This is a genomic window from Paenibacillus sp. GCM10027626 (assembly GCF_042676285.1).
Taxonomy (GTDB): Bacteria; Bacillota; Bacilli; order Paenibacillales; family Paenibacillaceae; genus Paenibacillus_Z.
The window spans coordinates 302,781-314,590 of record NZ_JBHTHC010000009.1 but is presented as its reverse complement, the minus strand read 5'-3'; the positions used below and the strand labels follow the sequence as shown (position 1 = coordinate 314,590).

Here is an 11,810-nt window from a genome sequence, read left to right as displayed (position 1 = left end):
CTGCGCCGTCCTTTGGGGGCGCGAACAGTTTCTTTGGAGAAATATAAGTGTGGTTATAAGCATGAAACTTATAAACCCTTATATTTTAAGATAGCCCTTGAGAGAAAAGCTTCTCTCAAGGGCTGCTTTAATTCCGTTTTAATCGTATCATACAATTTTTGCGGCCTGCAACAGCATACAAAATAAATCCAAACACAAGATGCCCTGCAAACCATAGCACCAGCGCTGCATAATCGTCCACTTCAGGAACGCGCTCCGAAATCAAAGTAAGCGGAATCCACAGCATCGCTGCCATCAAACTCATAAACAAACTAATGTACAGAGGATGGCCGAAGCTTACAACCGCCATCCGGTACACGACACCTAACACTACTGATACAAGCAAATGAAGAATAAATTCGTTCATCTCCGACAATACAGGGATGAAGACGATAAAATCAATATTTAAAAGCAGGGTATAGATCTGCTTGCCGCTCCAGTACTGCATGACTTTCAAAGTAAAGCCGAGCACTATTCCTGCCAATAGACCTGCCAGTATACCGCAGATCCAATTCGTAAAAAGTGCCATCCGTTGCTGCTTTTGCAACTACATGCCCCTCCATTCACAAAAAAAGATCGCGCTCACTCAGCTGAGCTACGACCTGACCGTTGCAACACCAACATAGAAGCCCTTAATCTTCATGTGCAATCGGGACGATCGGAATAAGCAGCTCGACTAGCTCCTCTTCCAACCGCTCATCGATATAAAATATTTCCAATGAAACGGCACTCTCGCGCTTGATCAACTGGCGCTCATTCATCCAAGCAAACAATTGCTCGTAGCCTTCGCCGATGCGTTCATTCGTCGTGCGAACCATGGCATACTGCCCTTCTGGAATTGTGAACTGTACCATGCCTGCAGGCGGCTCCTCTATATGGGCAACCTCAAAGCAAGCCCAATAAGTGGCAAAAACCTCATTGCCGAAATAGGGGCTGTAAATTGCCGAGGACAAATAATCTACTTCATGCTTACGTGCAAGTACTTCGCTTTGTAATCGAATCGCTTCGTCCGGGAACGTCGAGTAAGGGCCGCAGTAACTGATTCCGACCAGATTCAAGACGGGTTTCGTAACCACTTCACAATTGTTCAACGCGGGTCAACCTCCCTTGGCAATTGTCAACGCGATTAATGCCTCGCAGGCATGAGTCGTCTGCCGCTGCATACCTGTGTCCAGTTTATCACGATCGCGGCTCAATTGGTAACTTTTTTCATTATATTTTTCCTTACGGCTTTCTGCAGTAAGCAACCACCTCATCGTAGGAAAGCGACCCGCCAAATATATCTAACGCGCTGCCGATCGTAATCCCCAGCTTTCCGTCTGTCAGTTCGCGGAACCGCTGCAAGTCTTCCAGCGAACGCGCGCCCCCCGCATAAGTTGCAGGAATCGTTACCGCTTGTGCAAGCAGCTCTACCAGGCTTTCCAAAATACCGGTGCGCTTGCCTTCTACATCAACTGCATGAACTAGAAATTCATCGCAATATTGCTCCAGCCCGCGCAAATTAGCTGCCGTAACCTCGAAGCTGCTGAATGTCTTCCATTGGTTGGTCACGACGTACCATTTGCCGTTCCGCTGCTTACAGCTCAAATCGATTACAAGCCGATCCCTGCCCACTTCTGATACGATCCGCTTCAAACGGTCCATATGCAGCTCGCCGTCGCGAAAAATATAGGAGGTGACAATGACATGTGAAGCGCCATTGTCCAAATATTTCGCAGCATTTTCCGCTGTTATGCCTCCTCCGATCTGCAAGCCCCCCGGATACTCCCGCAGCGCCCTTAGCGCCGCCTCCTCGTTGCCGCCGCCGAGCATAATGACATGGCCGCCGGTTAGCCCATCGCGTTTGAACATTCTGGCATAATGAGCAGAATCATACGCTGATACAAAGTTTTCTACTACGTCGCCGCCTGCTTCTGCTGCGTTCAATGTTTCGCCTACAATTTGCTTAACCTTGCCATTATGTAAATCGATGCATGGTCTAAATTCCACTTTATCTTCCTCGCCCTCATCTGTATTACATGTCCATTGTATCAGAAAACAAATTTCGACGTTACTTTTTAAACTTCGCAATTTCATCTATAAACGATTTAATATCCGCTACCGATATACATAAAAATGATACTGCCAAAGGAGCGGCCTACATGATTTTTGTTAATTTTTTTAAATCTCGCAGCCTGATTTTGACCAGCTCGATCGTGATTTCAGTCCTGTTCGTGGTCATGATCGGCTTATTGAGTATGATGTCCTACAAACAGCAGCGCGAAGCATATCTGGATGAGTTCCAGCAATATGGGACTATTCTGGGAGCGCAAGTCACTGCCAATGAAGACCTAGTAACAACAGTCCGCAGCAAAATCGCGGCGAATGAAGGCAATCAGGACATCGCCTTCTCCATCTTAAAACGACAATTAAATGCGATGGTGGACGGACTGGCCATTGCCAATGCTTACGTCTTTTCACCAGAAAAAGTAGAAGAAGACGGGAAATCATATTTAATCAATTATCAAGAAAACCAAACCTTAACAGATGCAGGCTTCCATGCGGGGGATAAATATGAATTGTCGCCCACCTTCCTGGCAGGCTATGAAAAAGCAATCAAGGACGGTCATGCGATAACCGAGCCCTTTACAGACTCCGTAGGAGAATGGATCACTTATCTGACGATCATTAAAGACGGCCGCGGGGAACCGATCGCTACCTTTGGCATCGACTTCAATTATAGCGACGTCCGCAGCAAGCTGAATTCCCTTCTCTGGAGCAATCTAGGAATAGGCGTATTATTTATCGTCATTTCGATTATGATCGTCATTCTGCTAATCCGTCTTGCTGTGCGGCCGCTTCGCCGTCTGGCCGAATTGTCCAGTCAAGCTGCGGAAGGCGATTTGACAGTGTCAGTGCCGGTTACGGGCGATCATGAGATTGGCCGGGCGGCAGCCGCCTTTAATAAAATGATCTCCAGCCTGCGGGATTTGGCCGCCAATATTCGCACCACTTCAGCGGAAGTAAGCGAATCGGCATCTAACCTGCAGCTAAGCTCCAGTCAGACGGCGGAAGCTGCGCAAGAAATTGCCGAATCGATCCAGACTGTTGCCGCCGGCTCGGACACCCAGCTGAAAAGCTCGCAAGAGTGTCAGCGTGCGATGAGTGAAATGGCCGTTGGCATACAGCGGATCGCCGAATCTTCGGCCATCGTCTCTGAGCTGGCTGCAGAGACCTCCTCCAATGCTGCCGCCGGCGAAGAAGTTATTGGCGGCGCAGTCAAACAAATGCAGACGATCGAGCATAATATTTCTGAATCGGTAGAGGTCATGTATGACCTCCAGCAATTAAGCAAACGTGTTAGCGATATTATGGCGCTTATTTCTGATGTGGCTGCGCAGACGAATTTGCTGGCTTTGAATGCATCGATCGAGGCTGCGAGAGCCGGCGAGCACGGCAAAGGCTTTGCTGTCGTCGCCCATGAAATCCGTAAATTAGCCGAACGTTCGCGAGCTTCCTCCGAGCAGATTGCCGATATTTTGAAAGGAATTAGCGCCCGGACGGTACAAGCTGTGGAGTCGCTCGAGCTCTCCATGCAAGAAGCGCGTACAGGAACCGCCGTTGCCTCCGAGGCGGGCGATACGTTCCGCAGCATTGTTCAGGCGATTCAGCATGTTACCGGACAAGTGCAGGAGGTGTCAGCCTCCACCGAGCAATTGTCCGCCAGCAGCGAAGAAATCGCCGCCTCACTGGAAGAGCTGGAACGGATCGCTTCCTTCTCCTCGCAGCAAACCGAAGGCGTAGCCGCCTCATCCGAGGAACAGCTGGCCACGATGGAGGAAGTGGCCAGTGCATCGGAGCAGCTGCGCGAGCTGGCAGACAGTCTGAACAGCGCGATCGGACGCTTCCGCGTTTAGAATACGACCGGATCAATTAATGGAGACCATTGCATCAACGGATGGCCGTCCGCCGCGACGGCCATCGTTCCCGAATCGTCATGATTAACCTCCCGCTTCAAGCAGAAGCGCTTCTTTAGAGCATCGCAGCTTAGCTTCCTTTTCAAACAAATTCGCGCTCCATCCCCTGGTGTCAATTCTAGTAACAAGCTGGAATCCGCGCTCGCTATAATAGGTATTGAGCCGCGTGTTGTCTGCCATGCAATCCAATCTGATCATCGCTTTGCCGCTTTCAGCTATATACTGTTCAGCCCAATCGAGCATTAGCGCGCCGATCCCTCTGCCATGGTGATTGCGCCCGACCGCGAGGCGGTGAATATAACCGGCGCTGGCTGCGCGGCCATCTTCCCACATCAAGCTGTCCGACCATTTTATATAGAAGGTTCCTGCGGCGATCCCGTTTTCCTTGAGTAAAAACAGTTCTTTGCCGCCAGTCAAGCATGCCGCAACCTCGCTTAAGTTAAACCGGTCCGGCATCCATTGATCAATTCCCTGCGCCCGCATCCAGTTTGCTGCATCGAGCCAAATATCCAGAACAGCCATAGAGTCGCGCTCGTCTGCGCGCAGCATCTCAAGTGTGCTCATTGATGCGTATCGCACCTCCATATGATTCTATTAACGAATATTATATACCCGGGCATCCGATAGGTGCAAAATAAAAAGCCTTCGGGCGGTCATCAGCATGGACTGACTCGCGCTCGAAGGCATTCTATTACTTAACCAACCAGTAATGCATAAACAATACCAGGCCCATGAACACCGATCGTTAGATCATTCTCAATATCGGCCGAGCGGCTCGGCCCGGAAATAAAGTGAATCCCTGCCGGCAAGTTCTCTCTGCCCGCAGCATCAAAATTTTTCAATATTTCGCCGAGGCGCGTCTTCAGCCGCTCCAGCGGAATGATGACCATCAGCACAGTTGGCAGCAGGCTGACCGAGCGGCCTTTTTCTTTGGCCGAAAGCACCGTAATCGACCCGGTGTAGGCGGCTGCATAATCGGCGATGACGATGCCAAAGTCCGCCTCAGCCGCACGCGCCTTCCACGATTGCCCGGGATCTGTATTCCATACCGAGATATTCGCTTCCGCCAGTGCTGCCTCAAGACCAAGAGCTTCCAGCTCCTGTTGATCCTGGCGTACAATATATTTGGCGCCCATTTCAGCCGCCTTGTCCGCAATAAATTGTTTGGCGGCATCCATATCTGCCAGCCTGGCGACATGGCCGCCGACAGCCTTAAAATTATCGGTAAACCGCTCAACCCGTTCCTCAATTGTCCATTCAAAAGCGTTCCAAAAATCCGGCGCTCCGCGAAACGGATGCTGCGGCTTCTCCGTCATTCTCGACGGCCGGCCAAGCCGGTTGGCAATCCCCTTCATGAAGGTTTCCTGCTTGGTACGGGACGCTGCCGCCAGCTGATCAAGCCATTGTTGATGGGTCTCTTGCTGCTCAGCCATGGCTTTTGCCTCCTTCTTTGCCTCTATTTTTGACAGCGGCTTCCATCCGCTGGCGAATTTCCGGCGGCATTTCCTGCAGGCCGCTGCGAATTTCCTCCTCCATCGTCTTCCATTGCTGACGGAAGGACTTCTTCGACAAGCTCGGCGCCACCCGGTAAGTGTTCCAGCCTTTGAGCGGACCAAGCTTGATGCTGATGCCGCCATTGCGTACAACCAGCCTTTGCCCCAGCTGGCCGAGCTTGATCACGCTGCGGAACCGCTTCATATCGCCCATTACAGCGGCGAAGCCCTTCATCCCCGCTCCCTCGAGCTTATTGCCGTAGCCGCCCTCTACTTTGCGGCGGCGCAAGTAAATGAGCATATCGTGCAGCGGGATTTTCACCGGACAGGCCTCATAGCAGGCGCCGCACAGGCTGGAGGCGTTCGCAATATCGTCCCACTCCGCGACATTTTTTTTCAGCGATGGCGTCAGAACGGCGCCAATTGGACCGCTATAGGTGCCGCCGTAAGCATGGCCGCCAATATGACGGTAGACCGGGCAGGCGTTCAGGCAAGCGCCGCAGCGGATACAGTTGAGCAGCTCCTGAAATTCCGGATCGCCCAATTGCAGCGAACGGCCGTTATCGACGATAATGATGTGCATTTCCTCCGGACCGTCTGCATCGTCCGCGCGCTTAGGGCCTGTTATCCCGGACATGTAAACCGTTATTTTCTGACCTGTTGCCGAACGCGGCAGCAGCGTCGCCATAACTTCCAAATCTGACCAGGACGGAATGATCCGCTCCATCCCCATTAGCGTTATTTGCGTTTTCGGCACAGTCGACACCATACGGGCATTGCCTTCATTCTCGAACAAAACCATCGAGCCTGTCTCGGCAATGGCAAAATTGCAGCCCGTCATGCCGATATCCGCTTCGAGAAATTTCTCGCGCAGCTTTTTGCGGACAAAGCCGGCCAGCACCGTAGTGTCGGGCTCAAGCTTTTCACCGGCCTCCGCCGAGAGCAGGTCGGCGATTTGATAACGATTTTTATGAATGGCCGGAATAATAATATGGGAAGGGGCCTCACCGGCGAGCTGAATAATATATTCGCCCAGGTCCGTTTCGACGGCCTCCACCCCGATCGATTGGAGATGATGATTCAAGTGAAGCTCTTCGGTTACCATCGATTTCGACTTCACGACCGACTTCGCCTGTTTGCGCTCGGCAATGGCCAGCGACAGCTTTACAGCTTCCTCGGCTGTATCCGCAAAATGGACGTGCACGCCGTTGGCACGGGCATTTTCTACAAAGAGGTTCAAATAGTAATCCAGATGAGCAATGGTATGCAGGCGAATTTGCCGCCCTCTTTCCCGCCACTGCTCCCAGTTGCCGTGATCCTCGGAAGCCTTTTTCTTGCCGCTGCGCAGCCGCTCTGTCGTAAAGCGCACCGCCTTGCGCAAAAATTCGTCATTCAGTGCAAGGCCCGCTCTTTCCTTTACCGTCGCTGGCGCTTGTGAACCGGTTCCGCTCATGCTCCCTTCACTCCTTCATACAGAAGTTCCGCCAAATGCATCACGCGCACCGGCTGATTTCGATAACGCAAATTGCCCGCAATATTCATCAGGCAAGCCATATCCAGACCGACAAGCACTTCAGCTTCCGTCTCCAGTACGTGATCGACCTTCTCCGTTACCATGGCGCCCGAAATATCCGCCATCTTCACCGCAAATGTACCGCCAAATCCGCAGCAATCCTCAGCATACGGCAGCGGCACAAGCTCCAGCCCCTTCACCTTGCTCATTAAGGCAAGCGGCTCCTCTTTAATTCCCAGCAGACGGCTGCCGTGGCAGGAGGGATGATAGGTCACTTTATGCGGGAAAAAGGCGCCCAGATCAGTTACACCAAGCACCTGGACCAGAAATTGCGTAAACTCGTAGGCTTTGTTTTTCAGCGCTTCCGCGCGCTTCAGCGTGGCAGGGTCCTGCTCGAACAGCTTCGGATAATGATGAATCATCCCTGTGCATGAGCCCGATGGGGCAATAACGAAATCGCTGTCTTCAAACGCATCGAGAATCGTCCGCGCGGACGCCCGGGCATCATCCCAGTAGCCGCTATTAAACGCCGGCTGGCCGCAGCAGGTTTGCACAGAGGGAAACTCCAGCTTGATGCCGTAACGGGCGAGCAGACGAACCATCGCTTCCCCGACCCGCGGATAAACAGCGTCGCTAATACAAGTAATAAATAACGAAACTTTCAAGGCGAAGCACCTCGCTCTAATGGATTGTTATCATTTTATCAGGTTATCAGACATCTTGACAATGACTTAATTCAATTCTCTTCCCATACCGTCCAAAAAAAATCGGCCGCCCCATCATAACCCTGCATATGGGACAGCCGATTTTGCTTTTTTACACTACCGTTACAGAAATTTGCCGCTCTTCCAGCCGGGCAACCATCTCCTGTTCGATACTGCGGTCCGTAATGATCGAATCCACATCATTCAAATCGGCGACATAGGTGAACGCATTTACGCCAAATTTGCTTGCATCTGCAAGCACGATTACCTCATCGGCAATGCTGATCATTTTTTCCTTAATCCGTGCCTGCAGCTCATTCGATTCACTTATGCCCCGTTCAAGATGGACGCCCTTGCAGGAAAGAAACACTTTATTGACATGGTAAGCGTCAAGCGACCTTTCGGCTAACGGACCGACAAAAGAAAGCGAGCGCTGCGCCAGCAAGCCTCCTGTCGAGATCACGTCAACCCGTTCCTTGCTGCTCAGCTCGGTTGCTACTTTAATCGAATTGGTCAGAACGGTGATCGGGATATCTGGCATGATGGATGCCATATACCAGGCAGTCGAGCTGGCATCCAGCAAAATCCTGTCGCGCGGCTCGATCCGGGTAATCGCGGCTTCCGCGATCCGCCTTTTCTCCTCCGCATGGATAATTTCCCGTTCAAAATACGGCGTCTCCGGCTGATTGCGATCCTTGACGCTGACAGCGCCGCCATGCGAGCGCCGCAAGCGTCCCGCCGCCTCCAGACGGTCAAGATCGCGGCGAATCGTCTCTTCGGTGACCTGGCACAATTCGCTTAATTCAGATACCCGGATACTCCCTCTCTCATTCACCAATTGAACAATCATTTCATAACGTTCTGCAACGAGCATAGCCTACCTCTTTTCAAAGCAAATTGATCCGTGCTACTTCAGTCCGGTCACTTGCAGGAAGCGGCCATAAGCCTGCTCCCACGCGCCCGCTTGCTCAGGCTCGTAGACCGTTACCGGGAACGATTCCCGGATAACCCGGCGCGCTTCCCAAATATCCGCCAGCTGGCCTTGAGCAATCCATTGGACGACCAGGTTGCCGATAGCGCTGCCTTCAGCAGGCCCCGCCCATACCGGCTTGCCAAGCGCATTCGCCGACCACTGGCAAAGCAATGTATTGTGAATGCCGCCGCCAACCATATGAAGCCCGTTGAACTGCTGGCCTGACAGCTTTTCAGTTAGCTCAAGCACATAACGATATTTTAACGCAAGGCTTTCCAAAATGCATCTGGTGATTGCGCCGGCATCCGCGGGCGCCTTCTGCCCAGTCCGCTCGCAGTACAAGCGAATTTGTCCAGGCATATCGCCAGGATGGAGAAACATTGGGTCATCCGGATCAATAACGGCGGCAAACGGCGCCGCTTCGCCAGACATTCGAACGAGCTCAGGGAAGGTATACGACTGTCCGAGCCGCTCCCATTCTCTTCTGCTTTCCTGCAGCAGCCACAGCCCCATAATGTTTTTTAGCAGACGGAAGGTCCCGTCAACGCCGCCTTCATTCGTAAAGTTCAGACTGCTCGCCAATTCATTAATGACCGGCTTATCCACCTCGGTTCCCATAAGCGACCAAGTGCCGCAGCTGAGATAAGCGAACGAGCGGTCAAGCGCCGGAACGGCCGCGACCGCGGATCCGGTATCATGCTCGGCCACAGCGTAAACAGGAATCGCATCAATCCCGAGCTCCTCGCATAGCGACGGCCGCAGCATGCCGGCCTGGGCACCGGGCTGCACAATCGTGCCAAACAGCGAGCGCGGCACGCCAATCACGCTCAGCAGCTCGTCATCCCAGTCGCCTAGCAGCGGATTGTATAATTGCGTCGTCGTCGCATTCGAAAACTCGTTTAGCATTTCACCTGTCAAGTAATAACGCAGCAAGTCCGGAATCATCAGAAATTTATCGGCAAGCTCAAGCAGCGGAGAACCTGCCAGCTTCATCGCGTATAATTGAAAAATCGAATTGAACTGCAAAAATTGAATACCTGTTCGTGCAAAAATTTCTTTCGCAGGCAATTCAGCGAACAATTTATCCATTATCCCGTCCGTCTGCCGGTCGCGATAGTTGTACGGGTTGCCCAGCAGCTCTCCATTTCTGCCGATGAGGCCGAAATCGACAGCCCAGGAATCGATCGCCGCGCTCTGCAGCGCAATTCCCTGATGCTTGGCTTTAAGCAAGCCTTGCTTGATCTCGTGCAGCAACCGTAAAATATCCCAATGCAGGCGGTCTCCCGCCTGCACCGGGTCGTTGGAGAAGCGGTGAAGCTCCTCCACCTCTATTTTGCGGCCGGTGAGCCGGCCAGTAATAGCCCTGCCGCTGCTTGCGCCCAAATCAAATGCAAGAACAGTCATTTGTCGGCACCGCCCTCTATCCGTTTTATTTCGCGCCCAGGACGGCGTCAGCCGTATCTTCTTGGCCGCGCTTCAGCTGTACGTCTTTTTCATAGGCTTTCACTTCAGCCAGCCATTCCTCGCGTACAGGCACATTGTGCAGTGCGCAATAGTAATCCCATACCGCGCCGAATGGGTAGGACTTGAATTCCTCTGTCAATGCCAGACGGGTTGTGAAGTCGAATTCCAGCTCCGCTTGCTTTAGCGTTTCAACCGGCTCCAGCATGGCCCGCATTAGCGCTTTGATCGTATTGCGCGTACCGATTACCCATGCGGCTACACGGTTGATGCTGCCGTCGAAAAAGTCGAGGCCAATATAGGTCGTATCCAGCATCTCGTTGCGGATCAGCTCGCGGCCGATATCGAGCAATTCGTCATCCATAACGACGACATGGTCGCTATCCCAACGCATAGGACGGCTGACGTGCAGCAGAATGCCCTTCGTAAACATTGAGACCGAAGACAATTTTCCGGAGATGACTTCCGTCGGATGGAAGTGGCCGGCATCCAGACAGAGCAGTGTATTGTTTTTGATTGCATAACCCATATAAAATTCATGAGAGCCGACAACATAGGCTTCGGAACCGATGCCGAACAGTTTGCTTTCTACAGCGTCCAGGTGATGCTTCGGATCGATTGGCTCCGCAAACACTTCATCCAATGACTCCTGCAAGCGCTGGCGCGGCGCCAGACGGTCAGCGGGAACATCCTTGAAGCCGTCCGGAACCCAAACGTTCATCACGCTTGTTTGCCCAAGCTGCTCGCCGAACGAGGCGCTGATTTTACGCGATGCTTTGCAATGCTCAATCCAGAACTTGCGGATCTCCGGATCCGGATGGCTCAGTGTCAAACCGTCGCTCGATTTTTCATGCGAGAAGCAGGTGGGGTTGAAATCTAGACCGAGCCCCTGTTCCTTCGCCCAATCTACCCAGGGCTGAAAATGCTTCGGCTCCAGTTGATCAAGATCAACCTTCTCATCCGTATCCGCATAAATCGCATGCAGATTTACTTTATGCTTGCCGGGAATCATTGCGAACGCTTTCTCCAGATCGGCGCGCAGCTCATCAGGCGTGCGTGCAGCCCCCGGATAACTGCCTGTTACGGAAATACCGCCGGTCAGTTCCTGATCGCGGAACAAGAAGCCTCTTACATCGTCGCCTTGCCAGCAATGTACGGATACTTTAATTTTTGACAGCTGTTCCAGTACTGCATCGGCATCAATACCATGTTTGGCGTACAGCGCTTTCGCTTCCTCGTAACTTTTTTGAATAGCTTGATTCATTTTATTATTCCCTCCCTATTTGATGGCAAAGCCAAGTGTTGTCATCAAGGCATTTTCTGCTTGTGTTGCATCAAGCCGGCTATACTGCACAATAACCGGAATATCGCTGACTACTTCTATCGCGTAGGGAACGCCGACCGGAATCGGCTTCCCTTCTTTAAGCAGCGTGCTGGTACGGATATGTCGCGTGCGACGGCCTGGAACGACGACAAGAATGTCCTCCATCGGTTCGCGATCCTCGAAGTAAATATTGAACTTCAGCAACGCTTCCTCGCTTGCTGTATTCAATACGCAAACGGACTCATGACTTTCATATGCGCCTGGCGCGCTAGTCGGAGGAATAAAACCGTCCGGAATGATCCAGTGCTTTTCGCCTCTAGCTTTCGTCATATCCATCTAACCGCCCT

12 protein-coding genes are annotated in these 11,810 nt (G+C 52.2%); 1 reads left to right on the top strand and 11 read right to left on the bottom strand.

The features are described 5' to 3' along the window. Window positions 1-127: 127 nt before the first annotated feature. From ACFQ0N_RS19435 to hisA, 3 genes are all read right to left on the bottom strand, one after another. Complete coding sequence (locus ACFQ0N_RS19435) at window positions 128-586, bottom strand: hypothetical protein (protein ID WP_379329169.1); 459 nt, start codon at window positions 584-586, stop codon at window positions 128-130. Between the two features lie 85 nt (window positions 587-671). Continuing rightward, window positions 672-1,130: a GyrI-like domain-containing protein gene (locus tag ACFQ0N_RS19430; protein WP_379329167.1), complete on the bottom strand. Its 459-nt coding sequence runs from the start codon at window positions 1,128-1,130 to the stop codon at window positions 672-674. Window positions 1,131-1,263: 133 nt separating this feature from the next. Beyond that, window positions 1,264-2,028 (bottom strand): phosphoribosylformimino-5-aminoimidazole carboxamide ribotide isomerase, encoded by a 765-nt coding sequence (hisA, locus tag ACFQ0N_RS19425; RefSeq protein ID WP_379329165.1) that lies wholly within the window; start codon window positions 2,026-2,028, stop codon window positions 1,264-1,266. 152 nt (window positions 2,029-2,180) lie between these two features. On the opposite strand from hisA, the gene ACFQ0N_RS19420 reads away from it, so the two are divergent. Next, entirely contained in the window at window positions 2,181-3,935 is a 1,755-nt protein-coding gene (locus ACFQ0N_RS19420) for a methyl-accepting chemotaxis protein (protein ID WP_379329163.1), read from the top strand. A gap of 84 nt (window positions 3,936-4,019) precedes the next feature. Here the strand turns inward: ACFQ0N_RS19420 and ACFQ0N_RS19415 are convergent, their stop codons facing one another. The 8 genes from ACFQ0N_RS19415 to ACFQ0N_RS19380 all read right to left on the bottom strand — a co-directional run bounded on the left by ACFQ0N_RS19415 (window position 4,020) and on the right by ACFQ0N_RS19380 (window position 11,793). Then, window positions 4,020-4,559, bottom strand: a complete 540-nt coding sequence (locus ACFQ0N_RS19415) for a GNAT family N-acetyltransferase (RefSeq protein WP_379329161.1) — start codon at window positions 4,557-4,559, stop codon at window positions 4,020-4,022. Between the two features lie 131 nt (window positions 4,560-4,690). After that, the gene (locus ACFQ0N_RS19410; protein WP_379329159.1) at window positions 4,691-5,428 is read right to left on the bottom strand and encodes a LutC/YkgG family protein; all 738 of its coding nucleotides are present in this window, start codon (window positions 5,426-5,428) and stop codon (window positions 4,691-4,693) included. Then, on the bottom strand, window positions 5,421-6,941 hold the full coding sequence (locus ACFQ0N_RS19405) for a LutB/LldF family L-lactate oxidation iron-sulfur protein (protein ID WP_379329157.1): 1,521 nt from the start codon (window positions 6,939-6,941) through the stop codon (window positions 5,421-5,423). The genes ACFQ0N_RS19410 and ACFQ0N_RS19405 overlap by 8 nt, the downstream gene beginning before the upstream one ends. Then, window positions 6,938-7,666 (bottom strand): (Fe-S)-binding protein, encoded by a 729-nt coding sequence (locus tag ACFQ0N_RS19400; protein WP_379329155.1) that lies wholly within the window; start codon window positions 7,664-7,666, stop codon window positions 6,938-6,940. Before ACFQ0N_RS19400 ends, ACFQ0N_RS19405 begins: the two co-directional genes overlap by 4 nt. Before the next feature lie 151 nt (window positions 7,667-7,817). Then, on the bottom strand, window positions 7,818-8,579 hold the full coding sequence (locus tag ACFQ0N_RS19395) for a DeoR/GlpR family DNA-binding transcription regulator (RefSeq protein ID WP_379329153.1): 762 nt from the start codon (window positions 8,577-8,579) through the stop codon (window positions 7,818-7,820). A 33-nt stretch (window positions 8,580-8,612) separates the two neighbouring features. Next, window positions 8,613-10,082, bottom strand: coding sequence for a rhamnulokinase (locus tag ACFQ0N_RS19390; protein WP_379329151.1), 1,470 nt, complete (start codon window positions 10,080-10,082; stop codon window positions 8,613-8,615). 25 nt (window positions 10,083-10,107) lie between these two features. Next, window positions 10,108-11,403: an L-rhamnose isomerase gene (locus ACFQ0N_RS19385; protein ID WP_379329149.1), complete on the bottom strand. Its 1,296-nt coding sequence runs from the start codon at window positions 11,401-11,403 to the stop codon at window positions 10,108-10,110. Window positions 11,404-11,418: 15 nt separating this feature from the next. After that, complete coding sequence (locus ACFQ0N_RS19380) at window positions 11,419-11,793, bottom strand: sensory rhodopsin transducer (RefSeq protein WP_379329335.1); 375 nt, start codon at window positions 11,791-11,793, stop codon at window positions 11,419-11,421. Window positions 11,794-11,810 lie beyond the last annotated feature (17 nt).

What these genes read in the sequence shown, in the direction of transcription:
- ACFQ0N_RS19395 (WP_379329153.1), bottom strand. Translation starts at nt 8,579, where the DNA reads ATGCTCGTTGCAGAACGTTATGAAATGATTGTTCAATTGGTGAATGAG.
- ACFQ0N_RS19380 (WP_379329335.1), bottom strand. Translation starts at nt 11,793, where the DNA reads ATGACGAAAGCTAGAGGCGAAAAGCACTGGATCATTCCGGACGGTTTT.
- ACFQ0N_RS19405 (WP_379329157.1), bottom strand. Translation starts at nt 6,941, where the DNA reads ATGAGCGGAACCGGTTCACAAGCGCCAGCGACGGTAAAGGAAAGAGCG.
- ACFQ0N_RS19420 (WP_379329163.1), top strand. Translation starts at nt 2,181, where the DNA reads ATGATTTTTGTTAATTTTTTTAAATCTCGCAGCCTGATTTTGACCAGC.
- ACFQ0N_RS19410 (WP_379329159.1), bottom strand. Translation starts at nt 5,428, where the DNA reads ATGGCTGAGCAGCAAGAGACCCATCAACAATGGCTTGATCAGCTGGCG.
- ACFQ0N_RS19390 (WP_379329151.1), bottom strand. Translation starts at nt 10,082, where the DNA reads ATGACTGTTCTTGCATTTGATTTGGGCGCAAGCAGCGGCAGGGCTATT.
- ACFQ0N_RS19415 (WP_379329161.1), bottom strand. Translation starts at nt 4,559, where the DNA reads ATGAGCACACTTGAGATGCTGCGCGCAGACGAGCGCGACTCTATGGCT.
- ACFQ0N_RS19385 (WP_379329149.1), bottom strand. Translation starts at nt 11,403, where the DNA reads ATGAATCAAGCTATTCAAAAAAGTTACGAGGAAGCGAAAGCGCTGTAC.